This window comes from Marinactinospora rubrisoli, assembly GCF_042664915.1.
Taxonomy (GTDB): Bacteria; Actinomycetota; Actinomycetes; order Streptosporangiales; family Streptosporangiaceae; genus Marinitenerispora; species Marinitenerispora rubrisoli.
This window is the reverse complement of the sequence record NZ_JBHTBH010000016.1, coordinates 57,009-80,619: the sequence shown is the minus strand read 5'-3', so window position 1 is coordinate 80,619 and position 23,611 is coordinate 57,009. Positions and strand designations below refer to the sequence as shown.

Here is a 23,611-nt window from a genome sequence, read left to right as displayed (position 1 = left end):
GGACCGCGCGGATGAGCGGGCGTCAGCGCGCTCGTCGTCCCTTGCGGCCCGACCCCCCGCGGTCGGGCGCCGAGGACGCATCACGGGACTTCTTCCCGTTGGCCGCACGCTGGACCGCGCCCTTGAGTCCGGCCCGCGTGCCGCGCTGGGCGGCGGCCTGCTTGGCCAGGTCGGCGGCCTTGTGCTTGATGACGAACGAGCTCAGCGCGCGGGCCTGCCGTTCGATGCTCTTCAGCGTGCCGGCGGGGATGGAGTTGTTCCCGTGTACGGGAACGATGACGGACGGGCCGATGTGCTTGCGCCCTCCGTCGGCGCACAGCCCGATCTTGACGTGGCTGCCCTTCTGGCCGACCACCTGCACCTTTCGGCCCTGGGAGTCCGTGTAGCCGCGGTACTCGCCGGTGATCTCCTTGATGACGTCGTTGCCGGACTTCTGGCTAGCCACGGCCGGTCTCCACGGTGACGACGCTGAGGACCGGCTCCTCCAGGGGCGCCGGGGCCTCCGCGTCCTCCAGGTACAGCTCCAGTGCCTCGGTGATCATCCGCTCCGCCTCCTCACGGGTGTCGCCGAAACTCGACACCTCGACCTCCAGGCACTGGGCGACGTAGCTGTCGCCCTCACGGTGGACGACGACGGTCAGGCGGTGCTGCGACATGCGGTTCTCCTCTTTCTGCCGAAGGACGCGCGGCGCCACGGCAGCGGCGATCGTGGACGCGTGCGGCGGGCCGGCGACGGAAGGCTACAAGCGATCCACGCCGGTCACGGGTATGGGACGTAGGTCCCGCGCGGGCGGTTCCGTCGCCCCTGGCGACGCGTCCGAAGCCACGGATAACCAGGAATCAGCGGCCGTGATCGGGCGCGGCCGGGGAAGCGACGCCCGGGAAGGGAGCCGCGGGTGAGGCCAGGGGCAGGCCCACCGCCGGAGACCGGCGGTGGGCACGAGGAGGCGAGACTCCGCGGGAGCGGCGAGATCGTCGTGGGGGTGGACGGTTCGCCGGCCAGCGAGACCGCGCTGCTGTGGGCGGTGGACGTCGCCAGGGTCGTGGGGCGGCCGCTCCGCCTGCTGCACGCGCTGAACACGCCGCTGGCGAACGTCCCGTTCGAGCAGCCGATGCTGCCGCGGCCGACTCTGGAGACGGTCGGCCGGGCCGACGCGCTGCTCTCCGACGCCCTCGAACGCGTCCGGGGACTCGCCCCCGGCGTCTCCGTCCGCACCCAGGTCTCCACGCTGTCGGCCCCCGAGGCGCTACTGGCCGCCTGCCGCCGCGCCGAGCGGGTGGTCCTCGGCTCCCGGGGGCTGGGCGCGGTGCGCTCGGTGCTGCTCGGCTCGGTCGGGGTACGGGTGGCGGCGCAGGCGGAGTGCCCGGTCGTCGTGGTCCCCGCCCCGCTCGGCTACCCCGGGCGCGGGTGGCGGCAGGTGGTCGTCGGCGTCGACGGGACCGAGCGGTCCGCTCCCGCGCTGGCGTTCGCCCTGCGGGAGGCCCGGCGGCAGGGCGCGGAACTGCTCGCCGTCTACGCCTGGGAGTCGCCGGGCTGGGACGACCCGCTCACCGTGCCGGCCGCGGGTTACGCGTTCGACCACGACGCCTTCGTCGTGCGCAGCCACGAGCGGATCGCCCGGATGATCGACGAGGCCGACGAGGGCGGGGCCGCCGGGCTCACCACCCGGATCGACGTGCCCCAGGACCAGCCGGCGCACGCGCTGCTCGAAGCCGGGGCGCACGCCGACCTCATCGTCGTCGGCTCCCGGGGCCGCGGCGGGGTCCGCGGGCTGCTGCTCGGCTCGGTCGGCCAGACCGTGCTGCACCACGCCCGCGTTCCGATCGCCGTCGTGCGCGGTGCGTCCGGCGGCGCCGCGCCCGCGGCGGGTGAGGAGGGGGCGGCATGACCGGCGGGACGGGGGACCGGCACGGCGCCGCCCGGCGGCGGGCGGCCACCGGCCCGGCGCGGGCGGCCACCACCGTGGGGACGCTGATGACCCGCGACGTCGTCGCCGTCTCCGAGGCCGCCGAGTTCCGGGAGATCGTGACCGTTCTGCGGCGGCACCTGGTGGGCGCGCTGCCCGTCGTCGACGCCGAACGGCGGGTGGCCGGGGTGGTCTCGGCCACGGACCTGCTGGTCAAGCTCGCCGATCCGGACCCGGACGAGGGCGGCGTCTTCGAGGAGCACCGGCGCCGCGCCGAGCGCCGCAAGTGCCGTGCGGCGACGGCCCGCGACCTCATGACCGCGCCGGCGGTCACCACCACGGCGGAGGCCACCCCGCGCGATGCCGCGGAGCTGATGCGGCGGCACCACGTCGGCCGGCTGCCGGTGGTCGACTCCGGTGGCCGGCTGGTCGGGATCCTCGGCCGGCTGGACCTGCTGCGCGTCTACACCGTGCCGGACGCCGTGCTGTGCGAGCGCGTCCGCCGGGCGCTCGCGGACGACGTCCCGCAGGACGGCGGCGGCGTTCGCGTGTCCGTCCACGGGGGCGAGGCGTTCCTGGACGGCCGGGTGCCCCGGCGTTCCGACGTGCCGCGGCTGGCGCACGCCGTCCGGGCCGTCGAGGGCGTGGTCGACGTGTGGTGCCGGCTCGACTTCGACCACGACGACCTGGAAATCCCGCTTCCGGGCGCCGGAAGGGACCTTGGTCCCTCATTCTCGACCAGCGACTACGGCATCGTGGAGCCGAGGAGGGAACCACCCACATGACCGATCACCACCCGCCGGACCCGACGGAAGGCGCGGTGGTCCCGCCCGCCGCGCCGCCCGCGTCCGTCGTCACCGTGCACGGGCCGGACGGCCGCGCCGTCGTCGTCGCCAGGGGAGAGCTGGACGTCGCGACCGCGGACGCTTTGGCGGACGCGCTCACCACCGCCGCCGACCGCACCGGACGCGATGTCACGGTGGACCTGTCCGGCGTCGCCTTCTGCGACGCCGCCGGTCTCGGCGGCCTCGTCCGGGCCGCCAACCACGCCGACCGCGCCGGCCTGCGGATCGTCCTGCGCGCCCCCACGCAGCGGATCGCCCGCCTGCTGTACGTCACGGGGCTGTCCGGGCGGTTCCGCATCGTGCCGTCCCGCCGCGCCCGGCGCCCGCCACCGGCCAAGGACGCGCGCGATCCGGCCGCCGCCGGGTAGCCCGCCGCGCGGCCGTCAGGAATGGAACCTGGTGGTCTCCGCCAGGTCCGCCCGGGGCATGGTGACGGCGTTGGCGGGGGCGGCACTGTCGGCGTACCCGAAGGAGACGCCGAACAGCACCTTGCGGTCCCGCACCCCCAGCTGCTCCCGGATGGTGTCGGCGTAGAAGCCCAGCAGGCCCTGCGGGCAGCTGGCGACACCGTAGGCGGCCATAGCGAGCAGCAGCGTCTGCCCGTACATGCCGACGTCCGCCGCCATCCGGGCGTCGGCGTCGGGCGGGGTGAACAGGACGGCGACGTGCGGGGCGCCGTAGAACCTCAGGCTCTCGGCGTTGTAGGCGTCGCGGGCGGCGTGGTCCGCGCGGTCGATGCCCACCGCCGTGTACATGCGCTCGCCGGCGTCCCGGCGGCGCCGCTGGTAGACGCCGTGGTACAGGTCCTCTCGGTAGGGGAAGTCCATGGAGACGCGCCGCGCGGCGTGCGCGGCCACCAGGGCGGCGCTGAGGCGGTCGCGGGCGGCGCCGCTGAGCACCTCGACGTGCCACGGCTGGGTGTTGGAGTTGGAGGGCGCCGCCCCAGCAAGGGAGAAGATCGCCCGCAGCGTGTCCTCCGGCACCGGGTCGGGGCGGAAGGCGCGGGTGGCCCGGCGGCCACGGATCAGCCGCTCGGCGTACGCGGGTGCGAATTCGGTGATCACGGTGGTCCTTTCTCGGCGTCCGGCCGCCAAGGTATACGCGACCGTTTACTTATGAGGGTGACTGTAGCGGACGCCGCCGGACTAAGTAAACGGTCGTGTATAGTTCGCGGTATGGACGGCGGGAACACGGGGCAACGTCGCCGCGGGCGGGGCGGCCGGGAGCGGATCCTCGCCGCCGCCACGAGCCTGTTCGCGGCCCACGGCATCAACGCCACCGGCATGGAACAGGTGGCCGCCGCCGCGCCGGTCTCCAAACGCACGCTGTACGCGCACTTCCCGGCCAAGGACGATCTCGTGGTGGCCTACCTGCGCCACCTCACCGAGTCGGGACGGACCCTGGAGAGCGTGCTCGACCGGGAGGACCTCGATCCCCGTGAGCGGATCCTCGCCTTGTTCACGATCCCGCACGACGGCACCGGTCCCGTGCGCGGCTGCCCGTTCGTCGACGCGGCGGCGGAGTTCCCCGACCCCGGCAGCCCCGTGCACGCCTACACCCGCGAGCAGAAGCGGCGATTCGCCCTGCGCCTCGCCGAGCTGCTGACCGGGCTGGGCGCCGCCGAGCCCGGTGCCCTCGGGGAGCAGCTCGCGATGCTCGCCGACGGTGCCGCCAGCCGGGCCATGGTCCTCAACGACACCGCCTGCGGCCGGCACGCCCGAACCGCCGCCCAAGCCCTCCTCGACGCGGCGCTCGCGGAGCCGTAGCCCCGGCCCCGCGAGCGAGGCCGCGCCGCGGTCAGCCCCCGGCGCGCAACGCCACCGCCGCCACCGGGGCGAGCGGCAGCCGCGGCAGCAGCACGGCCTGGTAGGCGTGGTACACGTCCGGCTTGCCGGCCCACACGGTGCGGGCCGGCCGGTTTTCGGCGTCGAGTTCGTGGTGCCAGCTGCCCGCCCGGTGGTCCAGCAGGTACCGGGCCGCGTAGTCCCACCACGTCCGGTACCAGTCCTCGAACCGCGCCTCGCCGGTGCGGCGGCGCAGGGCGGCGGCGGCCAGGATCGCCTCGGCGACCACCCAGTGCATACGCGGCCGGACGACCGGGCGGTCCGACCAGTCGAGCGTGTAGACGAAGCCGTCGGCGCCATCGGCCCGCCACCCGTACTCCACCGCGCGGTCGAACAGCGTGACGGCGTCCCTCAGCAGCCAGCCGGGGGGCTCGGCCATGCCCGCCTCCAGGTGCAGGAGCAGCCGGGACCACTCCAGCCAATGGCCCACGGTGCTGCCGTAGGGGCGGAAGGGATGGTCGGGGGCGTCGGCGTTGTATTCGAGCAGGGGCCGCCACGCGGCGTCGAAGTGCTCGACGAGCCGCCACCCGTTCCGCGCCGCGGATCCGTGGACGATGCGCTCGGCGATGCCGAGGGCGCGCTGCCGCCACACCGGGTCGCCGGTGACGTCCCCGGCCGCCAGGAACGCCTCCACCATGTGCATGTTGCTGTTGGCGCCGCGGTACGGCTCCGGGTCGCTCCAGGTGCGGTCCCAGCTCTCCAGGCAGCGCCCCTCCGCGGGGTCCCAGAACCGCTTCTCGACCACGTCGAGCGCCTCGGCCAGCAGGTCGGCGGCGCCCGGCCGCCCGGCGGCGGTCGCGCTGGCGGCCGCCAGGACGACGAAGGCGTGCTCGTACCCCGCCTTCACGGTGTCGGCGGGGTCGGCGCCCGCGTACCAGCCGCCGTGCCCGGCGTCGCGCAGCGGGCCGCGCAGCGCGGCGAGACCGTGGTCGGCGAGCGCGCCGCCGCCGGGCTCGCCGCGCAGGTGCGCCAGTGCGAACACGTGCGTCATGCGCGCGGTGATCCAGGTCTGCGTGGGGCGGTCGCCGTCGAGGTCCCCGCGCGCGGTCAGCCACCCGAACCCGCCCCGGGGGTCGGCGGCGCCCGAGGCGAACGCGGTCAGCCGCCGCGCCTCCGCGTCCAGCCACGCGCGGTGGGTGTCCGAATCCAGCCAGGAATCCGGCACGGTCTCCTCCTCAGCAGACGGTTCATCCGCGGTCGCCGGCGGTACGCGGCGGCCGGCGGTCGGTCACGCCGTACGCTAGGGGCCCGCCCGGCGGCCCGTCCAGGGGGACGGGCCCGGCGGCGGTTCCGCTCCCGGGCGCGGGCCACGGACGCACCGCGCCGGTCGGTCCGGACGCCCGGTGGCGTCAGCCGGGTTTGCGGGCCTCGATCAGGAACCGCGTCGCGTGCGCCACGAAGGGGCCGTGCGCCCGGATGTGGTCGTGCAGGGCCCGCAGTTCGGCGCGGTACCGGTCCACGGTGAAGCCCGGCACCAGCCAGATCACCTTGCGCAGCAGGTAGCAGACGGCGCCCACGTCGTGGAACTCGGCGCGCAGCCGCGCCGTGCGCAGGTCGATGACCTCCAGGCCGGCCGCCTCGGCCGCGGCGCGCGCGGCCTCCGGGTCGCGGCGGGCGCGGACCTCCGCCGGCTGCCGGCCGAGGAAGTGCTCGACGAGTTCGAACATGCTGGCGGGGCCCACCTGCTGGGAGAAGTAGCGGCCGCCCGGCCGCAGGACACGGGCGATCTCCTCCCACCACGTGGTGACCGGATGGCGGCTGACGACGAGGTCGAACGCCTCGTCGCCGAACGGCAGCGGGGGTTCGTCCGGGTCGGCCACGACCGCGACCCCGCGCGGGTGCAGCAGCCGGGTCGCCCGGGCCACGTTGGGCGGCCACGCCTCGGTGGCGACCGCCAGCGGCGGCAGGGTGCGGACGCCGGCCAGCACCTCTCCGCCACCGGTCTGGACGTCCAGGGCGGCCGAGGCCCGCGCCATGCGCTCGCCCATCATCCGCGCGTATCCCCACGGGGGACGCTCCTCGCTGGCGCGTCCCTCCAGCCACGAGAAGTCCCAGCCCTCGACGGGCGCGGCCGCCGCCTCGGTGAGGAGTTCGCCGAATCCGCGCGGCGTCCCCCGGTCTCCGGTCTCCGTTGCCATGCCGTCAGCCTGCCATCCGGGGCCGGCCACCGGCCATCGGTTTTCCGGCCCGCCGCACCGGCCGCGGGCGCGGCGGGCCGGTGCGCCTCACAGGCCGCGCAGCCGCTCCACCAGCGACAGAGCGTGCTCCTCGGCGGCGGCGTGCGCGTGCGCCAGCGAGGTGTCGGCCAGTTCCCGCAGGTGGTGCATCGCCGGGTTGACGGCGGCCAGCGTCAGTTCCGGCGTGATGATGCGCAGGTCCAGCCCCATGGTGCCGCTGAGGAGCTTGTCCAGGAAGGGGATGACGAAGTCGTTGCGGTGCTGCGGCGTTCCGGGTGCGTAGGAGCCGCCGCGGGAGGCGATGACGATCGCCGGCCGGCCGCTCAGTGGTCCCTCCAGCGGGTTGCCGGACATGCTGGCGGTCCGGCCCGCGACCAGCACCTGGTCCACCCACGCCTTGAAGGCCGACGGCACCGACCAGTTGTACATCGGCACGCTGAACAGGTAGGCGTCCGCCGCCCGGAGTTCGCCGATGAGCAGGTCCTGCAGTTCGATCGCCGCCCGCTGCTCCGGCGTGTGCAGTTCCCGGGGCGTGGTGCGGGCCGTGACACCGGCGCGGTCGATGTGCGGCAGCGGCTCGGCGGCGAGGTCGCGGTAGGTCACCCGGCCGCCCGGTTCGGCCTCCTGCCAGACCGCGCGGAAGGAGGCGGCCACGTCGCGGGAGACCGATCCCTCGGCCAGTGAGCTGGAGTCGATGTGCAGGAGGTGCGGCATGGGTCCTTCCCGGGGGTGGGCGCGATCGCGGGCGCGTCGGCCGCTCTGCGCGCCAGAGCACGCGGACGCGGGGGTCCGGGGCGCCGGACGGAGGAGGTCCGACGGCGCGGCACCGGAGACGGAGCGCGCGGCCCGTGACGCCGGTGGTCGGTCGCGCTCGGTGGGCAGTATGCCACCCAACGCACGGTTCCGGTGATCTTGACCGCCGGCTCGCGGCCGGCGGGCGGGGCGGGACCGCGTCGGGGCCGGTGTGCCGGCCGGTGCGGGGGAGGGGCCCGACGGAGGGGGAGCGGGCGGACGGGAGGGTGAATTTCGCGCGCGGGGCGCTGCCAACGCGATTTTTCGGTTTTCTCGGCCATCTTGCGCGAATCACCGGAATTCCGCAGAGGGCTTCGATACCGTCATGCATGCGGACGAACCTCTGGTTCCCCCTCTCCGGAGGCGTCCGTACGGCAGGGGCCGCGCTTCGTGGCGCGCGGGCGCCGGTGCCCTGCCCCGAGTCCGGCCCCGGGTTTCCGTTGGTCATGCCGGGGCCGGACTCGGTCGGGTGCGACCGCCGTGGGCGCGCGGGCGGGCCCGGGCCGCGTCAGGCGGTCAGTGCTCGTCCCAGTGCCCGGCGTGCGGCGCGTGGCGGTGGCCGTCGTGCACGTAGTCCACATGGTCACCATGTGGGACGGCGACGTGTCCGCACCCCTCGCCGTGGGTGTGCGCGTGGTCCTCGTGCACCGTGTGCGCGCCGCTCTCGCACTCGTCCACGTGCCCCTCGTGCGTCCGGTGCAGGTGGCCGTCGTGCACGTAGTCCACATGGTCACCGTGCGGGACGGCGACGTGTCCGCACCCCTCGCCGTGGGTGTGCGCGTGGTCCTGGTGCGTGCGGTGCGCGGACGTGACTGACATAGGGCTGCCCCAAACAGTGGATGGTCGCTCGGCCGCGGCGCCCCGCCGCGGGCGAACGGCGCCGTATCTTCGAACGCTAGGCCGGGGCGACCGCGCCGGTCGCCCCCGTGCGACGGTCCTTGACCGGAATATCGTCGCGGTTTTGCGGGCCCCGGACCCGGCCCCGCCGGTGCGCGGTCAGCGCGCCCGCGACCGGAACTTCTTCGTCCACGCCCCGTCCGGCCCCACATGGTGGACCGTCCGGATGTACCACGTCCCCGTGGGGCCGGCCACCGTCTCGATCACGTGCAGCTCCGAGCCGTCCGGCCCGGTCCGGGTGAACGAATGCCGGAAGGCCGACTCGGCCGCGGCGAGGCCGGGCGCGGCGCACGTCAGCACCGGCGCGGCCATGGCGATGCAGACGGCGCGGCGCAGGACGGAGGTGGCCATGAGCGGCATAGGCGTGTTCCTTTCGCTGGGATCGGCGGCGCGCCCGGCGACGGGCGGCCACCCACCCATGTTCTGGTGATATGTCCCAAGTTGAAACACTCTGTAGCCATCGGATGGCTAAAGGTGAAGGCCGGCAAGGTAAATAGCCGTTCGGCGGGCAACGGGGGCTCCGGCCGCTTCGTGCCGGGACGGGGCACGGTCTGCATTCGGTAATAACGGAGCGTGTCCTGTCAATTCTCCGCTGTCATGAAATTACGCTCCGTGACCAGCAAGGTGGGGGTCGCATGGGCATCCCGCTGGTGTTCGGCTCCGCCACGTTTGAGAACCGCTGCGCTTGGTAGTCGAGTGCCCGTGCCCGGCGATGGGCACGGAGCACGCCGCGCTCAGGAGAGACGGGAGCAGTGTCTATGCGTTTCCTCGGTGTCAACGCCGTGTTCCATGATCCCGCCGCCGCTCTCGTGGTCGACGGCGAAATCGTCGCGGCCGCCGAGGAGGAGCGGTTCAGCCGGCGCAAGCACGGCAAGCAGCCCGTTCCCTTCTCGGCGTGGGAACTCCCCGAACAGGCGATGCGCTGGTGCCTGCGCTTCGCCGGCGTGACCCCCGAGGAACTCGACGGAGTCGCCTACTCCTACGATCCCTCCCTGGTGCGCCCCGCCCAGGGCGGGCTGGCCCCGGGCTGGGAACGGCTGCGCACCCTCTACGCCGAGCGCGCCCCGCGGTTCCTCGCCAGCGCACTGCCCGGACTCGACCCGGCGCGCGTCCACCACGTCCCCCACCACGTCGCGCACGCCGCCTCCGCGGGCCTGGCCGCGCCCACCCACGGGGGCGGCATGGACTACGCCGTCTTCGTCGCCGACGGGCGCGGCGAGGACGCCTCCCACCTGGCCGGCGTCTACCGGGACGGCGAGCTGACCGTCCTGGCCCGCCAGAGCCTGCCCGACTCGCTCGGGCTGATGTACGAGGACCTGACCCAGCACCTGGGCTTCCAGCGCTCCAGCGACGAGTACAAGGTGATGGCGCTGGCCTCCTACGGGACGCCCCGCTTCGAGGCGGAACTTCGGCGGCTCGTCCGGCACACCGGGGACGGCCGGGTGCGGGTCGGCCCCTTCGACTGGGACGCCCTCGTGAAGCGGCGCCGCCCCGAGGAGGAGTGCACCCCCGACCACGCCGACCTCGCCGCCAGCGTGCAGCGCCGCCTGGAGGACGTCCTCGTGGAGCTGACCAGGTGGCTGCGCTGGGAGAGCGGGGCACGCCGGCTCGCCATGGCGGGCGGAGTGGCGCTGAACTGCGTCGCCAACACCCGGATCGCCGCCGAGAGCGGCTTCGACGACGTCTGGGTGCAGCCGGCCGCCGGGGACGCCGGCACCGCGCTCGGCGGCGCGCTGCACCTCGCCCGGCAGGCCGGGGACCGCATCATCCCCATGCACGGTGCCGACCTCGGGCGTGGATGGAGCGACGACGAGCTCGCCGCCGCCCTCGACACCGCGGCGCTGCCCTACGAGCAGCCGGACGACCTCGCCGAGACGGTCGCCGCCGCCCTCGCCCGCAACGAGCTCGTCGCCTGGTTCCAGGGCCGTTCCGAGTACGGCCCGCGGGCGCTCGGCCGGCGCTCCCTGCTCGCCAACCCCACCGACCGCGGCAACCTGGAGCGGCTCAACGACGTGAAGGGACGCGAGCAGTTCCGGCCCGTCGCCCCGATCGTCCTGGCCGAACGGGCCGGCGACATCTTCCTGCGCGGCCCCCTGCCCAGCCCGTACATGCTCTTCGTGCACGACGTCGCGCCGGACTGGCGGGACCGGATCCCCGCCGTCGTGCACGCCGACGGCACGGCCCGCGTGCAGACGGTCGCGGTCGCCGGCGACCCGCTCCTCGCCCGGCTGCTCTACCGCTTCGAGGCGCACACCGGGGTCCCGGTGCTGGTCAACACCAGCCTCAACACGGCCGGCCGCCCCATGGTCGACGCCCCTCGGGACGCGCTGGAGTGCTTCGGGGCCGCGCCCATCGACATGCTCGTGCTGGGCCCCTTCGTCGTCCGCCGCAGCCACGTCCACGGGAGGCGCTAGACCGTGCCATCCACAACGTCCGGAGCCGCCGGCGGGCGGCCCGCACGCACGGCGGAGGTCCGCTACGCCGTGGTCATCCCCACCGTGGGGCGGCCCGGGTTGCGCTCGATGGCCGAACGGCTGCTCGCGGCGGGGCGCACCGCCCCCGAGGAGGTCATCGTGGTGGACGACCGGCCCGGCGGCGCTCCGCCGCTGCCGGTCGCCGGGCTCCCCGGGGTCCGGGTGCTGCGCTCCGGCGGCCGCGGACCGGCCGCCGCCCGCGACGCCGGATGGCGCGCCGCCCGGGCCGAGTGGATCGTCTTCCTCGACGACGACGTGCGGCCCGGCCCGCGGTGGACGGACCGGCTGGCCGCCGACCTCGCCGGCCTGCCCTTCTACACCGCCGGCAGCCAGGCGCGCGTGCGCGTCCCGGCCCCGGCCGGCCGGCGGCCCACTGACTCCGAACGCGGCACGCTCGCGCTGGCCGGCGCCGCCTGGATCACCGCCGACATGGCCTACCGCCGCTCGGTCCTGGCCGAGGTGGGCGGCTTCGACACCCGTTTCACCCGCGCCTACCGGGAGGACACCGACCTCGCACTGCGCGTGTTCAACGCCGGTTACCAGCTCGTGCGCGGCGAACGGGAGATCACCCACCCGCCGTTGCAGGCCGGGCCGTGGTACAGCCTCGGCCGGCAGCGCGGCAACGCCGACGACGCGCTCATGCGCCGCCTGCACGGCCCGCGCTGGCGCGAGCGGGTCGGCGAGCCGGCCGGCAGGCTGCCGTGGCACGTCCTGACCACCGCCACCCTCGCCGCCGCCGGTGCGACGTCCGTTCTGGCGCGACGGCACCCGGCCGCCCGGCGGGCCGCGCCGCCGCTCGCGGCCGCCTGGCTGGCGCTGACCGCCGACTTCGCCCGCCGCCGCATCGTCCCCGGGCCGCGCACGCCCGGCGAGATCGCCGCGATGGCGGCCACCAGCGTCCTCATCCCGCCGGTCGCGTGCGCGCACCGGCTGCTCGGCGCGGCCCGGCACCGGGGGGCGCGCCCGCACCGGCGCCCCGCCGTGCGCGCCATCCTCTTCGACCGCGACGGCACCCTGGTCCGGGACGTCCCGTACAACAACGACCCCGCCCGGGTCCGCCCGACCCGGACCGCCCGCGCCGCGGTGGCCCGCGCCCGCCGCGCCGGGGTGCGCGTCGGCGTCGTGAGCAACCAGTCGGGCGTGGCCCGCGGGCTGCTGACACGGGAGGAGCTGGCCGCCGTCAACGCCCGGATCGACGCACTGCTCGGTCCCTTCGACACCTGGCAGGTGTGCGTGCACGGCCCCGGCGACGGCTGCCGGTGCCGCAAACCCGGCCCCGGCCTGGTCGAGGCGGCCGCGGCCGAACTCGGCGTGCGGCCGGCCGAGTGCGCCGTCATCGGCGACATCGGCGCCGACCTGGCCGCGGCCCGCGCCGCCGGCGCGCGCGGCATCCTCGTCCCCACCCCGGTGACCAGGCCCGAGGAGATCACCGGCGCCGAGGAGACGGCCCGTACCGTCGACGCCGCCGTCGATCTGGCACTGGCCCCGCGGCCAGAGCCGGGCCCCCCGACGGCCCCGCCGCACCGGACGCCGGATCCGCGGCGCGGCGCGACACGCCTCGCGCCCGCGCTGCTCGTCCTCGCGGAACGGCTGCGTGGGCGGTTGCGGGCCACCGCCCGGCCCGCCGAGCGCGAGGGGCGGCCGGCCGGCCCGTACGACGCGGCGCCGGCCTTGACGCTGCTCACGGCGTTGGCGCTCCCGGCCTTGTCGCTCACAACGGTGGTGGCGGTGCCGCCACCGCTCCCGGCCGCGCGGGCCCGCGCCGCCCGCCGGGTGCGGCCGGACCCCGGCCGGCCCGGCCGCTTCGCGGGGGTCCGGGGCCCGATCCGGGGCTTCGCGCGGCCCGCCGGCCCCCGCCCACGCCATCGGCCCTCCGCACCGGACCGGGACAGCGCGGGGGGTGCCGCCTGATGGCGCCGATGACAGAAACCACCGCCGGAACGGGCGGGACCGTCCTGGTCGCCCGCCTGGACAGCGTCGGCGACGTGCTGCTCGCCGGCCCGGCGGTGCGCGCCGTCGCCGCCGGTGCCGACCGGGTGGTGCTGCTCGCCGGGCCGCGGGGCCGGGCCGCGGCCGACCTGCTGCCCGGCGTGCACCGGGTACTGACCTGGTGCGCCCCGTGGATCGACCCCGAGCCGCCGGCCGCCACCGAGAAGGCCGTCGCCGACCTGCGCGCCGCCGTGGCCGCCGAGGCGCCGCGTGCGGCGCTCATCCTGACCTCGTTCCACCAGTCCGCGCTCCCGCTCGCCCTCATCCTCCGCACGGCCGGCGTCGGGTGGATCGGCGCGGTCAGCGAGGACTACCCGGGCAGCCTCCTCGACCTCCGGCACCAGCGGACCGACCTGCCCGAGCCCGAGAGCATGCTCGGCCTCGCCCACGCCGCGGGCTTCCGGCTGCCACCGGGCGACGACGGCCGGCTCGCGGTCCGCGGGCCGCTGCCCGACACCACGCACCTGACCGGGGCCGACGGGTACGTGGCCGTCCATCCCGGTGCGTCGGTGCCCAGCCGGGCCGTCCCGCCGTGGCTGGCCGCGGACACCGTCGCCAAGCTCGCCGCCGAGGGGCACCGTGTCGTCGTCACCGGCCGGGCGTCCGACCGCGAACTGACCGCGGCGGTCGCCGGCGGTTCCGCGATCGACCTGGGCGGGCGCACCGACCTGCCGGCGCTGGCGTCCGTGCTGCGCCGGGCCGCCGCCGTCGTGTGCGGCAACACCGGGCCGGCCCATCTCGCCGCGGCGGTCGGCAGCCCCGTCGTCTCGCTGTTCTCCCCCGTCGTCCCGGCCCGCAACTGGGCGCCGTACCGCACCCCGCACCGGCTGCTCGGCGACCAGCAGGCGCCGTGCCGCGACACCCGCGCCCGGACCTGTCCCGTGCCCGGGCATCCCTGCCTGAACTCGCTCGGCGCCGATGACGTCGTCGCAGCCGTGCACGAGCTGATCGAGGAGGGAGCATGACCGCCACCCGCCCGGGCGCGGCGACGCGGCCGGCACGGCCCCGAGCTCCCCGGCCGCGCCGCACCCTGCGCATCCTCATGTGGCACGTGCACGGCTCGTGGACCACCGCCTTCGTCGCCGGCGGGCACACCTGCCTGCTTCCGGTGACCCGTGACCGCGGCCCCGACGGCCGGGGCCGCGCCGCCACCTGGGACTGGCCGGAGAACGCCGTGGAGGTCGCGCCCGAGGACCTGCGCCGCCACGACGTCGACGTGGTCGTCGCGCAGCGGCCGCACGAACTCGGCCTCGCCGAACGGTGGCTCGGCCGCCGCCCCGGCCGCGACCTGCCCGCCGTCTACGTGGAGCACAACACGCCCAAGGGCGACGTCCCCACGACCCGGCACCCCCTCGCCGACCGCCCGGACGTCACCATCGTGCACGTCACCCACTTCAACGCGCTCTTCTGGGACTGCGGCCGGTCGCCGACCGCGGTCATCGAGCACGGGGTGCCCGACCCGGGGCACCGCTACACCGGCGAGCTCGCGCGGGCGGGCGTCATCGTCAACGAGCCGCTGCGCCGATGGCGGGTCACCGGAACGGACCTGCTCCCCGGCCTCGCCCAGGCCGTGCCGCTCGACCTCTTCGGCATGGGGGTGGCGGGCGTGCCCGAACGCCTCGGCACCCCGCCGCACCTGCTGCGCGCCCACGAGGACCTGCCACAGCACGCCCTGCACGCCGAACTCGCCCGCCGCCGCGTCTACCTGCACCCGATCCGGTGGACCTCGCTCGGCCTGTCGCTGATCGAGGCCATGCTGCTCGGGCTGCCCGTGGTCGCCCTCGCCACCACGGAGGCGACCGAGGCCGTGCCGCCGGGGGCCGGTGTGGTGAGCACCCGGCCGCAGGTGCTGCACCGCGCCCTGCGCGACCTCGTCGCCGATCCGGAGCGCGCCCGGTGCACCGGGGCCGCCGCCCGCGAGGCGGCGATCCGCAGGTACCCACTGTCTCGGTTCCTCATCGCCTGGGACCGGCTACTCCAGGAGGTCACACGATGAGGATCGCGATGGTGTCGGAGCACGCCAGCCCGCTGGCCACACTCGGCGGCGAGGACGCCGGCGGCCAGAACGTGCACGTGGCGGAACTCGCCCGCGCCCTCGGGGCCCTCGGCCACGAGGTCACCGTCCACACCCGGCGGACCGCACGGTCCCAGCCCGACACGCTCGGCTTCGCGCCGGGGGTGGTGGTCCGGCACGTCACGGCCGGACCGGCGCGCGTCCTGCCCAAGGACGGACTCCTGCGCTACATGCCGAAGTTCGGCGACGCGCTCGCCCGCGACTGGGCCGCGGCGCCGCCGGACATCGTGCACGCGCACTTCTGGATGAGCGGCGTGGCCGCGCTGCGGGCGGCCGAACGGCTGGACCTGCCGGTCGCGCTCACCCTGCACGCCCTCGGCACGGTCAAGCGGCGCTTCCAGGGGGACCGGGACACCAGCCCTCCGGAGCGGATCGGCACCGAGCGCGACATCGCCCACCGCGCCGCGCTCGTCATCGCCACCTCCGCCGAGGAGCGCCGGGAGCTGCGCTCCTGGCAGGTGCCCGCCGACCGGATCACCGTGGTGCCGTGCGGCGTCGACCTCGGCCGTTTCACGCCGGAGGGCCCGGCCGAGCCGCGCGGTGAGCGGCCCCGCCTGGTCAGCCTGGGGCGCCTGGTGCCGCGCAAGGGCGTGGAGACGGTCATCCGCGCGCTCGTCGCCGTCCCCGACGCCGAGCTCGTCGTCGCGGGCGGGCCCGGCGAGACCGAACTCGTGGGCGACCCCGAGGCGGTGCGCCTGCGGCGCATCGCCGAGCGGGCCCAGGTCGCCGACCGCGTCCGGTTCCTCGGCCGGGTGGCACGCACGGACGTGCCGGCGCTGCTGCGCTCGGCCGACATCGCGGTCAACGTGCCGTGGTACGAGCCCTTCGGCATCAGCACCGTCGAAGCCATGGCGTGCGGCGTCCCCGTCATCGCCTCCGGCGTGGGCGGGCACCTGGACACCGTCGTCAACCGCGTCACCGGCCTGCTGGTGCCGCCCCGGGAACCCGCCCTGCTCGCGGTCCGGCTGCGCCGGCTGCTCGCCGACCCGGTCAGCAAGGACAGCTACGGCATCGCCGCCGCCGACCGGGCGGTCGCCCGTTACTCCTGGCCGCTCGTCGCGCGGCAGACCGAGGACCACTACCGCGCGGTGCTGGAGGACTGGCGCGCCGGCCGGCGTCCCGGCCCCGCGCGCGGTGCGGAGCGGCCCGGTCCCGGCCACGGCCGCCCGGCCGTGGCCACCGCGCTCTCCCGGGAGGGCATGTGATGCATCCGCACCTCGTCGAACTCCAGCGGGCGCTGAGCCGCACCGACACGGCACGCGTCGAGGAGTGGGGGCGCCGCCTCGCGCGCGTGCTGCTGGCCGGCGGCCGGCTGTTCGCCTGCGGCAACGGCGGCAGCGCGGCCGAGGCCCAGCATCTCACCGCCGAGCTCGTCGGCCGCTTCGACGGTGAGCGCCGCCCGCTCTCGGCCATCGCCCTGCACGCCGAGACGTCCAGCCTCACCGCCATCGCCAACGACTACGGCTACCGCGACGGCTACGCCCGCCAACTGCGGGCGCACGCCCGCCCCGGCGACGTGCTCGTCTGCCTCTCCACCAGCGGCGCCAGCGAGAACGTCGTCGCCGCGGCCGCGGCCGCCCGCGAGCTGGAGGTCCGCACGTGGGCGCTCACCGGCGCCGGCCCGAGCGCGCTGCTCGCCGCCTGCGACGAGGCTGTCCGGGTCCACGCGGCCGCCCCGTCCACCGTCCAGGAGGTGCACCTGGTGCTCATCCACCTGCTCTGCTCCGCCGTCGACGCCGAGGTGCACCGCACGGCCGGGACCGTGCCGGCGGCGGTCCGTCAGGAGGTCCAGCCATGAACCGCGACACCCGCCCGCTCGTCGTCGTCGGCGACGCGCTGTTGGACATCGACCTGCGCGGATCGGTCCGCCGCCGCTGCCCCGACGCCCCGGCCCCGGTGCTGGACGCGACGGTCGCCCTGCACCGTCCCGGCGGCGCCGCGCTCGCCGCGTGGCTGGCCGCGCAGGGCGACCGCCCCGTCGTGCTGGTGACCGCGCTGGGGCGCGACGCGGCGGGCGCACGGCTCGGCGAACTCCTCGGCGACACCGTGTCGCTGGTCCGGCTGCCGCTGCGCGGCCGGACCCCGACCAAGACCCGGCTGCTCGGCGACGGCCGCACCCTCGTGCGGGTCGACGACGGCGAGGGCCGCGCCGAGTCCGGTCCCTCGGTGGCCGAACTCGCGCCGGTGCTCGACTCGGCCGCCGCCGTGCTCGTCTCCGACTACGGCCGCGGCGTCGCCGCCGTCCCGGAGGTGCGTGCGGCGCTGAGCGCCGTCACCGGATCGGTGCCCGTGGTGTGGGATCCGCATCCGCGCGGCGCCGCGCCCGTGCCCGGCCTGCGGCTGGTCACCCCGAACGCCGCGGAGGCCGAGGTGCCCGAGGCCGATCCGCGCCGTGCGCTGCGGCGGGCCCGCGCGCTCGCCCGCCAGTGGCGCGCCGCGGCCGTGGCCGTGACCCTTGGCCCGTGCGGCGTCGCCTGGGCCACGCCCGGAAACGGGCCCGGCGAGCACCTCAGCGCGCCCCGGATCGACGTTCCCGGCGACCCGTGCGGCGCCGGCGACCGGTTCGCCGCCGCGGCGGCCGAGGCGCTGGCCGACGGCGCCGCCACCGGTGCCGCCGTGGCCGGCGCCGTCGGTGCGGCCACCCGGTTCGTCGCCGCCGGTGGCGCCGGCACCGCGTCCGAGCGCGGACCGGTCGGTGCGACACCGCCACTCGGACTGGCCGACGGGCCGGTGGAACTCGCCGAACGCGTCCGCGGCGCGGGCGGCACCGTGGTCGCCGCCGGGGGCTGCTTCGACGTGCTGCACGCCGGCCACGTCAGCCTGCTGCGCCGCGCCCGTGCGCTCGGCGACTGCCTGGTGGTCTGCGTCAACTCCGACGCCACCGTCCGGCGCCTCAAGGGCCCGGACCGCCCGATCATGGCCCAGGAGGACCGGGTGCGGGTGCTGTCCGCGCTGGACTGCGTGGACGCCGTGGCGCTCTTCGACGAGCCCACCCCGGCCGAGATCCTGGACCGCCTGCGGCCCGACGTGTGGGTCAAGGGCGGCGACTACGCGGTGGACGACCTTCCGGAGGCCGCCGTCGTCTCCGGCTACGGCGGCGAGGTGGTGCTGCTGCCGCTGCTGCCGGGCCGTTCCACCACGCGGCTGGTCGCGGAGATGCGCGCCGCGAGCGACTGACCCTGTATCCGCACCGCACCGTATACGCAGAGGAGCACCATGCGCCTGTTGGGCAACACCCTGATCACCGGCGGCGCCTCCGGCCTCGGGGCCGCCGTCGCCAAGTCGGTCCTCGCCGAAGGAGGGCGCCCCCTCATCATCGACCGGGCCCGTCCACCCGGCGACCTCCCGTTCGCCCAGGCCGACCTGGCCGACCGGCGGGCGACCGAGGAGGCGGTGCACGAACTGGCCCGCCAGGCCGGGGGACTCGACGCCGTCGTCAACGCGGCCGGCGTCGACGCCTGCGGCCCGCTGGAGGACGTGCCCGCCGACGACTGGGAGAACGTCATCCGCGTCAACCTGCTCGGCACGGCCGCGGTGGTGCGCGCCGCGCTGCCCTACCTGCGCGAGAGCGGCGGCACCGTCATCGACTGCGCCTCGACCCTGGGACTGCGCGCCGTCAGCGACGCGACTGCCTACTGCGCCGCCAAGTTCGGCGTCGTCGGGTTCACGCGGGCGCTCGCGGCCGAGACGGCCGGTCAGGTCGGCGTGACCCTGCTCGTCCCCGGCGGCATGGACACCGCCTTCTTCGACGGCCGGCCGGACCAGTACCGCCCCGGTCCGGACGCCAAGCTCAACCCGCCGGAGCACGTGGCCCGCGCGGTCGTCTTCGCGCTGCGCCAGCCGCCCGGCTGCGAGATGCGCGAGATGGTCATCTGCCCGTCCCGTGAGTCGTCCTGGCCGTGACCGGGCGCCGCCCGGCGGATTCGAACCGAGGAGGAGCGAACATGGCACGTCACCGCACCGTCCGCGCCGTCGTCACCGGCGGGGCCGGGTTCGTCGGCTCGCACCTGTGCGAGCGGCTGCTGGAACAGGGCGGCGAGGTGGTCTGCGTCGACAACTTCTCGACCGGGCGCCCCGGCAACGTGCGGCGGCTGCGTGACGTCCCCGGGTTCCGGCTGGTGGAGGCCGACGTCACGGGTCCGCTGCCGGACACCGGCCCGGTCGACACCGTCTTCCACCTCGCCTCCGCCGCCTCGCCGGCCGACTACCTGCGGCTGCCGGAGGAGACGCTGGAGGCGGGGAGCCTGGGCACGCGCACCGCGTTACGCCTGGCCCGCCGGTACGGCGCCCGCATGGTCCTGGCCTCCACCAGCGAGGTCTACGGCGATCCCCTGCAGTATCCGCAGCACGAGGGCTACTGGGGCAACGTCAACCCGATCGGGCCGCGCAGTGTCTACGACGAGGCCAAGCGCTACGCCGAGGCGCTGACCATGGTGTACCACCGCACCTTCGGGACCGACGTCGCTATTGCGCGCATCTTCAACTGCTACGGCCCGCGGATGCGCCCCGACGACGGCCGGGCGGTGCCCACCTTCATCGCCCAGGCGCTCGCCGGCGAGCCCATCACGGTGACCGGCGACGGGCTGCAGACCAGGTCGATCTGCTACGTGGACGACACCGTCCGCGGCCTGCTGGCGCTCGCCGGAAGCGGCGCCACCGGGCCCGTCAACATCGGCAGCGCGGAGGAGCTGTCCATGCTGCGGCTCGCCGAGCTGGTCCGCCGGCTGGCGGACTCCGCCTCGCCGATCGTGCACGTCGGCCGTCCGGCGGACGACCCGCGGTTCCGGCGGCCGGACCTCCGCCTCGCCGAGGAGGTGCTCGACTGGCGCCCCACCGTGCGCATGGAGGACGGGCTGCGCCGCACCATCGACTGGTTCCTGACGGCGCCCGCCGAGTCCACGCCCCGCCCGGCGGTGCCCGCCGCCCGCGGCGGCGAGCCGGCGGCCGGCTAGCCGCGTGAGTCCGGTGTTCTTCATGGGCGTGGGCGATCAGTGAGCGTTGGACGGGCGCGTCGGTCCGCCGGTTGCGTCAGAGGGCGGCGGTGCGGGTGAGCGGGCGCTGCCCGACGCGGGCATACCCCCTGGCGTTCGGGGTTCGGGCGCGGTTTTCGTCCGGCGTGAGCCGGCCCGTCAGCGTATCGATGGCCGAGGGCGTTCCGGTCGCGCGTGGGGAGCCGCCTGGGGTGGGGGAGGCGATCGTCGTCCGACGGCCGTGATCAGGACGGCGGCCCCGAACCTCAGGACGAGCCCGCCGAGGCGGCAGGCAGCCGCGCGGCCGGGGCGGAGCCGGCCGGTCCCGCGCTCCGCCTCGGCTCGGCCGCCGCGGCCGGGCGGGGCGCGGTGCGGACCCTTCCGGTCGCGCCGCACCGAATGCGGTGGGCCGACGGCGGTCCGGTGACCGGGGGCCGGAGCGGCGCGCAGCGCCCGCCGGGTATCGGTGCGGCGGCCTCCCCGCGGGCGGGCGGAGACGGTGCGGAGCCCGCGGTGTGCGGGGTCGTCCGGGGCCTCGATTCCGGTGGCGGAGGCTTTGTGCGGGTGTTGGGCGGCACGCCCCGAAGCCGCCGATCCGGCACCGGCCGTCCTGGGCGGGCGGGTTCTTCGAACGCGTGCTAGTCGAACCCGCGCGCGGTGATGGCCAGGGCCGACCGCAGCGTCGCCGCGAGTTCGGCCTGCGCCGTCGCGGTGTCCGTCTCCTCGACGGGCGTGTGCCACGCGTGGTACTCCACCGCCGTGCGCAGGGCCGCGTTGAGGAGCGCGGCCTGGGTCATCGGCCGCAGGTCGTCGGCGGGCAGCCCGGCGCGGGCCGCGAGGGCGCGGGCGAAGGCCGGCTCGGCGTCGTCGCGTGCCTGCAGCCACACCGCGCGCAGGCCCGGTTCGGTCCGTGTCAGGCGGACCAGCGCCCAGGCGGGGGCGCCGTCCGGCGCGGCCAGGAGGGTGGTGCCGGCCGCGAAGGCGCGGTCGAGAGCCTCGTCGAGAGGCCGGCCGGGCGGCCAATCCCGCAGGCACGACGCGATCGCCTCGATCCCGGCGGTGAGCAGCGGACGGACGCAGCTCTCCTTGTTCGGGAAATAACGCCACACCGTCCGGGCGGACACGCCGGCGGCCGCGCCGATCTGCTCGCCGGTGGTGGCGGCCACCCCCTGCCCGACGAACAGGTGCACCGCGGCGCGGGCGATCTCCAGCCGGATCTCCGCCCTGCGGTGCTCGGTCAGCGGCGGCCGTCCCGTACGGCCGCCGTGGGAGCGGGTGGTCGCGACGTCCGGCACTGGCGGCTCCTTCCTTCGCGCTGCGGCCCCGGTCCGGTCCCGAGTCTAACCATCCCGGACTTTGTGTCACTTTGCGCCATAAAGTGCTAGGTTGAGCCGGCGGCACCCCCGCCGCACCTGGGCACACACGTTGGGAGCACCTCATGACCGGCACCGGACTGGACGGCCGCAGCGTCATCGTCACGGGAGCGGGGTCCGGTATCGGACGCGCCACCGCCCGCGCCTTCGCGGCGGAGGGCGCCCGCGTCGTCGTGGCCGACCTCAACGCCGAAGGCGCCGACGCCGTCGTCCGTGAGATCGAGGAGGCGGGCGGCACCGCCGTCGCCGTCACCGGAGACCTGAGCGAACAGGCCGTCGTCGACCGCGTGACCGAGACCGCCGCGACACGGTTCGGCGGAGTGGACGTCCTGGTGAACAACGCGGGCATCATGGACCGCATGTCGGCGGTGGCCGACGTGACGGACGGGGAGTGGGAACGGGTCATCCGGATCGACCTCACCGCGCCGTTCCTGCTCACCCGGGCCGTGCTCCCGCACATGCTGGCGGCGGGCCGCGGCGCGATCGTCAACACCGCCTCCGAGGCGTCCCTGCGGGGCAGCGCCGCCGGCGCCGCCTACACGGCGGCCAAACACGGCATCGTCGGACTCACCAGATCGCTCGCCGTCACCTACCGGGACCAGGGCATCCGCGCCAACGCCATCGCGCCCGGCGGCACCCGCACCGGGCTGATCCCCGACGTCGACGCAGACGCCCACGGACCGCAGGTCATCGGCTCCTACCAGCGCAACATCGGCCGGGTGGCCGAGGCCGCGGAACAGGCCGCCGCCATCCTGTTCCTGGCCTCCGACGCCGCGAGCAACATCACCGGCGCGATCCTGCCCGTCGACGCGGGCTGGTCGGCGGTCTGAGCGCCGCACCGCACGGCGGGCGACGGCCGGAACCGCGGCCGGCCGTGGCCGCCTGTGTTACCGGTCGCGCACCCCACCTCGCTCCCCTCCACCGCCCGCGCAAAAGTGGCCTACGGCAATCGGCGTCGGCGGCTCGCCGCTCTGTGTTTCTGGTCGCGCTCGCCGCCTCGCTTCCCTCCACCGCCCACGCAAAAGTGGCCTACGGCAATCGGCGTCGGCGGCTGCGGGCGCTCGGCGGCTCGCCGCTTTGTGTTCCTGGTCGCGCTCGCCGCCTCGCTTCCCTCCACCGCCAACACGGATGGCGCTGCGCGCGAGGGCGTTGACGGCTGCGGGCGCTCGGCGGCTCGCGCTCCGGTCACTCCGGCAGTAGCTGGGTGCGCAGCTTGGCGAGGGTCGCCCCCAGCGTGCGGGAGACGTGCATCTGCGACAATCCGACGAGCTCGGCGATCTGCGCCTGGGTCTTGTTGCCCGCGAACCGCAGCAGCAGGATGCGCCGCTCGCGCGGGGGCAGCCCGGCGAGCGCGGGCCGCAGAGCGGTGCGGTCCACCACGCTCTCCAGGTCCGAGTCGTCCTCGCCGAGGGTGTCGCCGAGCGTCTTCTCCTCCTCGTCGGCCCCGTAGGGCACGTTGAGGGAGAGGGTGCTGTAGGCGGCGGAGGCGTCGATCAGCTCGACCGTCTCCTCCTCGGTCATCTCCAGCAGCTTCGCGGTCTCCGCGACCGTCGGCGAGCGTCCGTGCTCCTGGGCGAACTCCGCCGTCACCCGGTTGAGCTCCGACCTTTTCTCCTGGTATTTGCGCGGCACCCGGATGGCCCATGTGCGGTCCCGGAAATGCCGCTTGACCTCGCCGGTCATCATCGGAAGCGCGTAGGAGATGAATTCCTTTCCGTAATCGGGGTTGAAATCGCGGATGGCCTGCACAAGTCCGACCGTCGCCACCTGCCGCAGGTCCTCTTCCGGCTCGCCGCGATTTCGGTACTGCCGTGCGATTCGCCGGACCACCGGTAAATGCAGTTCGGTCAACCGGTGGTAGATCCTCTCCCGTCGCGGGTCCCCGGGGTCGATGCCGGCCAGCTCGGCGAGCAGTTCCCGCGTCTGGCGCCGGTACTCCTCGTCCGACTCGCGTCGTGACGGCCGGCGGGCCTGCGGTGCCCGCGCCGGGCTCTCCGTGCGGAGTGTGTTCGATGGAGCCATCGAAGAACGCCCTCCAGTGCGCTCGAAAAAAAGACCGAAAACTGCGCGGTGCGCTTGAGTTGATGAATCCGGGCACGGGCAACCGCCGAGCCGTCGCCGTCATCCGCGGCGGAACACCTGCGAATCGACGCGTCGGGCGGGTATCATCCGCTCCATTCGCTGGCAGCGGTTCACCGGCGCGCAACCCGGTTCCCGGATAAAACGCAGGACATGGTGCCGACCCCGTGGCACAACACATCCGAGTGTA

General features: G+C 75.6%; 24 protein-coding genes. 14 read left to right on the top strand and 10 right to left on the bottom strand.

The window, feature by feature from the left end:
• Positions 1–22: 22 nt before the first annotated feature.
• Both ACFQRF_RS25900 and ACFQRF_RS25895 read right to left on the bottom strand, forming a co-directional pair.
• A complete protein-coding gene (locus ACFQRF_RS25900; protein ID WP_379873855.1) occupies positions 23–445 on the bottom strand; it encodes a type II toxin-antitoxin system HicA family toxin in 423 nt (140 codons plus the stop codon).
• Positions 438–656 carry a type II toxin-antitoxin system HicB family antitoxin gene (locus ACFQRF_RS25895; protein WP_379873853.1) on the bottom strand — a complete coding sequence of 73 codons (219 nt, stop codon included), beginning with the start codon at positions 654–656 and terminating at the stop codon, positions 438–440. Before ACFQRF_RS25895 ends, ACFQRF_RS25900 begins: the two co-directional genes overlap by 8 nt.
• Before the next feature lie 240 nt (positions 657–896).
• On the opposite strand from ACFQRF_RS25895, the gene ACFQRF_RS25890 reads away from it, so the two are divergent.
• From ACFQRF_RS25890 to ACFQRF_RS25880, 3 genes are read left to right on the top strand one after another with little or no spacing between them, the layout of a single operon-like run.
• Positions 897–1,889 carry a universal stress protein gene (locus tag ACFQRF_RS25890; RefSeq protein ID WP_379873852.1) on the top strand — a complete coding sequence of 331 codons (993 nt, stop codon included), beginning with the start codon at positions 897–899 and terminating at the stop codon, positions 1,887–1,889.
• The gene (locus ACFQRF_RS25885; RefSeq protein ID WP_379873850.1) at positions 1,886–2,692 is read left to right on the top strand and encodes a CBS domain-containing protein; all 807 of its coding nucleotides are present in this window, start codon (positions 1,886–1,888) and stop codon (positions 2,690–2,692) included. Before ACFQRF_RS25890 ends, ACFQRF_RS25885 begins: the two co-directional genes overlap by 4 nt.
• Positions 2,689–3,120, top strand: coding sequence for an STAS domain-containing protein (locus ACFQRF_RS25880; protein WP_379873848.1), 432 nt, complete (start codon positions 2,689–2,691; stop codon positions 3,118–3,120). The genes ACFQRF_RS25885 and ACFQRF_RS25880 overlap by 4 nt, the downstream gene beginning before the upstream one ends.
• Positions 3,121–3,135: 15 nt before the next feature.
• Here ACFQRF_RS25880 and ACFQRF_RS25875 read toward each other — a convergent pair whose 3' ends face one another.
• Positions 3,136–3,816 (bottom strand): nitroreductase, encoded by a 681-nt coding sequence (locus ACFQRF_RS25875; protein WP_379873847.1) that lies wholly within the window; start codon positions 3,814–3,816, stop codon positions 3,136–3,138.
• Between the two features lie 111 nt (positions 3,817–3,927).
• On the opposite strand from ACFQRF_RS25875, the gene ACFQRF_RS25870 reads away from it, so the two are divergent.
• Positions 3,928–4,518 carry a TetR/AcrR family transcriptional regulator gene (locus tag ACFQRF_RS25870; protein WP_379873845.1) on the top strand — a complete coding sequence of 197 codons (591 nt, stop codon included), beginning with the start codon at positions 3,928–3,930 and terminating at the stop codon, positions 4,516–4,518.
• Positions 4,519–4,549: 31 nt separating this feature from the next.
• Here ACFQRF_RS25870 and ACFQRF_RS25865 read toward each other — a convergent pair whose 3' ends face one another.
• From ACFQRF_RS25865 to ACFQRF_RS25845, 5 genes are all read right to left on the bottom strand, one after another.
• Positions 4,550–5,761, bottom strand: coding sequence for an AGE family epimerase/isomerase (locus ACFQRF_RS25865; protein ID WP_379873843.1), 1,212 nt, complete (start codon positions 5,759–5,761; stop codon positions 4,550–4,552).
• Between the two features lie 184 nt (positions 5,762–5,945).
• Positions 5,946–6,734, bottom strand: a complete 789-nt coding sequence (locus tag ACFQRF_RS25860) for a class I SAM-dependent methyltransferase (RefSeq protein WP_379873842.1) — start codon at positions 6,732–6,734, stop codon at positions 5,946–5,948.
• A gap of 87 nt (positions 6,735–6,821) precedes the next feature.
• Positions 6,822–7,487: an FMN-dependent NADH-azoreductase gene (locus ACFQRF_RS25855; protein WP_379873840.1), complete on the bottom strand. Its 666-nt coding sequence runs from the start codon at positions 7,485–7,487 to the stop codon at positions 6,822–6,824.
• Positions 7,488–8,081: 594 nt separating this feature from the next.
• Positions 8,082–8,384: a hypothetical protein gene (locus ACFQRF_RS25850; RefSeq protein ID WP_379873839.1), complete on the bottom strand. Its 303-nt coding sequence runs from the start codon at positions 8,382–8,384 to the stop codon at positions 8,082–8,084.
• Positions 8,385–8,561: 177 nt separating this feature from the next.
• Positions 8,562–8,822: a hypothetical protein gene (locus ACFQRF_RS25845; protein WP_379873837.1), complete on the bottom strand. Its 261-nt coding sequence runs from the start codon at positions 8,820–8,822 to the stop codon at positions 8,562–8,564.
• Positions 8,823–9,220: 398 nt separating this feature from the next.
• Here ACFQRF_RS25845 and ACFQRF_RS25840 point away from each other — a divergent pair, with 398 nt between their 5' ends.
• From ACFQRF_RS25840 to ACFQRF_RS25800, 9 genes are read left to right on the top strand one after another with little or no spacing between them, the layout of a single operon-like run.
• The gene (locus tag ACFQRF_RS25840; protein ID WP_379873835.1) at positions 9,221–10,876 is read left to right on the top strand and encodes a carbamoyltransferase family protein; all 1,656 of its coding nucleotides are present in this window, start codon (positions 9,221–9,223) and stop codon (positions 10,874–10,876) included.
• A 3-nt stretch (positions 10,877–10,879) separates the two neighbouring features.
• Complete coding sequence (locus ACFQRF_RS25835) at positions 10,880–12,847, top strand: HAD-IIIA family hydrolase (RefSeq protein ID WP_379873834.1); 1,968 nt, start codon at positions 10,880–10,882, stop codon at positions 12,845–12,847.
• Positions 12,847–13,890, top strand: coding sequence for a glycosyltransferase family 9 protein (locus ACFQRF_RS25830; protein ID WP_379873832.1), 1,044 nt, complete (start codon positions 12,847–12,849; stop codon positions 13,888–13,890). The genes ACFQRF_RS25835 and ACFQRF_RS25830 overlap by 1 nt, the downstream gene beginning before the upstream one ends.
• A complete protein-coding gene (locus tag ACFQRF_RS25825) occupies positions 13,887–14,921 on the top strand; it encodes a glycosyltransferase (protein ID WP_379873830.1) in 1,035 nt (344 codons plus the stop codon). The genes ACFQRF_RS25830 and ACFQRF_RS25825 overlap by 4 nt, the downstream gene beginning before the upstream one ends.
• Positions 14,918–16,204 carry a glycosyltransferase gene (locus tag ACFQRF_RS25820; RefSeq protein WP_379873828.1) on the top strand — a complete coding sequence of 429 codons (1,287 nt, stop codon included), beginning with the start codon at positions 14,918–14,920 and terminating at the stop codon, positions 16,202–16,204. Before ACFQRF_RS25825 ends, ACFQRF_RS25820 begins: the two co-directional genes overlap by 4 nt.
• Complete coding sequence (locus tag ACFQRF_RS25815) at positions 16,204–16,797, top strand: D-sedoheptulose-7-phosphate isomerase (protein WP_379873827.1); 594 nt, start codon at positions 16,204–16,206, stop codon at positions 16,795–16,797. The genes ACFQRF_RS25820 and ACFQRF_RS25815 overlap by 1 nt, the downstream gene beginning before the upstream one ends.
• On the top strand, positions 16,794–18,176 hold the full coding sequence (gene rfaE2, locus ACFQRF_RS25810) for a D-glycero-beta-D-manno-heptose 1-phosphate adenylyltransferase (RefSeq protein ID WP_379873825.1): 1,383 nt from the start codon (positions 16,794–16,796) through the stop codon (positions 18,174–18,176). Before ACFQRF_RS25815 ends, rfaE2 begins: the two co-directional genes overlap by 4 nt.
• A 39-nt stretch (positions 18,177–18,215) precedes the next feature.
• Complete coding sequence (locus ACFQRF_RS25805; protein ID WP_379873823.1) at positions 18,216–18,902, top strand: SDR family oxidoreductase; 687 nt, start codon at positions 18,216–18,218, stop codon at positions 18,900–18,902.
• A gap of 41 nt (positions 18,903–18,943) precedes the next feature.
• Positions 18,944–19,951, top strand: coding sequence for a UDP-glucuronic acid decarboxylase family protein (locus ACFQRF_RS25800; protein WP_379873821.1), 1,008 nt, complete (start codon positions 18,944–18,946; stop codon positions 19,949–19,951).
• A 656-nt stretch (positions 19,952–20,607) separates the two neighbouring features.
• Here ACFQRF_RS25800 and ACFQRF_RS25795 read toward each other — a convergent pair.
• Complete coding sequence (locus tag ACFQRF_RS25795) at positions 20,608–21,264, bottom strand: TetR/AcrR family transcriptional regulator (RefSeq protein ID WP_379873819.1); 657 nt, start codon at positions 21,262–21,264, stop codon at positions 20,608–20,610.
• Positions 21,265–21,407: 143 nt separating this feature from the next.
• Here ACFQRF_RS25795 and ACFQRF_RS25790 point away from each other — a divergent pair, with 143 nt between their 5' ends.
• Complete coding sequence (locus ACFQRF_RS25790) at positions 21,408–22,172, top strand: SDR family NAD(P)-dependent oxidoreductase (protein ID WP_379873817.1); 765 nt, start codon at positions 21,408–21,410, stop codon at positions 22,170–22,172.
• Between the two features lie 355 nt (positions 22,173–22,527).
• On the opposite strand, the gene ACFQRF_RS25785 is transcribed toward ACFQRF_RS25790, so the two are convergent.
• Complete coding sequence (locus tag ACFQRF_RS25785) at positions 22,528–23,364, bottom strand: RNA polymerase sigma factor SigF (protein WP_379873815.1); 837 nt, start codon at positions 23,362–23,364, stop codon at positions 22,528–22,530.
• Between the last annotated feature and the right edge of the window lie 247 nt (positions 23,365–23,611).

Excerpts from the sequence above, each read along its gene's own strand:
- ACFQRF_RS25840 (WP_379873835.1), top strand. The coding sequence starts at position 9,221 with ATGCGTTTCCTCGGTGTCAACGCCGTGTTCCATGATCCCGCCGCCGCT.
- ACFQRF_RS25790 (WP_379873817.1), top strand. The coding sequence starts at position 21,408 with ATGACCGGCACCGGACTGGACGGCCGCAGCGTCATCGTCACGGGAGCG.
- ACFQRF_RS25860 (WP_379873842.1), bottom strand. The coding sequence starts at position 6,734 with ATGGCAACGGAGACCGGAGACCGGGGGACGCCGCGCGGATTCGGCGAA.
- rfaE2 (WP_379873825.1), top strand. The coding sequence starts at position 16,794 with ATGAACCGCGACACCCGCCCGCTCGTCGTCGTCGGCGACGCGCTGTTG.
- ACFQRF_RS25830 (WP_379873832.1), top strand. The coding sequence starts at position 12,847 with ATGGCGCCGATGACAGAAACCACCGCCGGAACGGGCGGGACCGTCCTG.
- ACFQRF_RS25785 (WP_379873815.1), bottom strand. The coding sequence starts at position 23,364 with ATGGCTCCATCGAACACACTCCGCACGGAGAGCCCGGCGCGGGCACCG.
- ACFQRF_RS25855 (WP_379873840.1), bottom strand. The coding sequence starts at position 7,487 with ATGCCGCACCTCCTGCACATCGACTCCAGCTCACTGGCCGAGGGATCG.
- ACFQRF_RS25880 (WP_379873848.1), top strand. The coding sequence starts at position 2,689 with ATGACCGATCACCACCCGCCGGACCCGACGGAAGGCGCGGTGGTCCCG.
- ACFQRF_RS25885 (WP_379873850.1), top strand. The coding sequence starts at position 1,886 with ATGACCGGCGGGACGGGGGACCGGCACGGCGCCGCCCGGCGGCGGGCG.
- ACFQRF_RS25845 (WP_379873837.1), bottom strand. The coding sequence starts at position 8,822 with ATGCCGCTCATGGCCACCTCCGTCCTGCGCCGCGCCGTCTGCATCGCC.
- ACFQRF_RS25850 (WP_379873839.1), bottom strand. The coding sequence starts at position 8,384 with ATGTCAGTCACGTCCGCGCACCGCACGCACCAGGACCACGCGCACACC.
- ACFQRF_RS25895 (WP_379873853.1), bottom strand. The coding sequence starts at position 656 with ATGTCGCAGCACCGCCTGACCGTCGTCGTCCACCGTGAGGGCGACAGC.
- ACFQRF_RS25825 (WP_379873830.1), top strand. The coding sequence starts at position 13,887 with ATGACCGCCACCCGCCCGGGCGCGGCGACGCGGCCGGCACGGCCCCGA.
- ACFQRF_RS25820 (WP_379873828.1), top strand. The coding sequence starts at position 14,918 with ATGAGGATCGCGATGGTGTCGGAGCACGCCAGCCCGCTGGCCACACTC.
- ACFQRF_RS25815 (WP_379873827.1), top strand. The coding sequence starts at position 16,204 with ATGCATCCGCACCTCGTCGAACTCCAGCGGGCGCTGAGCCGCACCGAC.
- ACFQRF_RS25800 (WP_379873821.1), top strand. The coding sequence starts at position 18,944 with ATGGCACGTCACCGCACCGTCCGCGCCGTCGTCACCGGCGGGGCCGGG.
- ACFQRF_RS25805 (WP_379873823.1), top strand. The coding sequence starts at position 18,216 with ATGCGCCTGTTGGGCAACACCCTGATCACCGGCGGCGCCTCCGGCCTC.
- ACFQRF_RS25870 (WP_379873845.1), top strand. The coding sequence starts at position 3,928 with ATGGACGGCGGGAACACGGGGCAACGTCGCCGCGGGCGGGGCGGCCGG.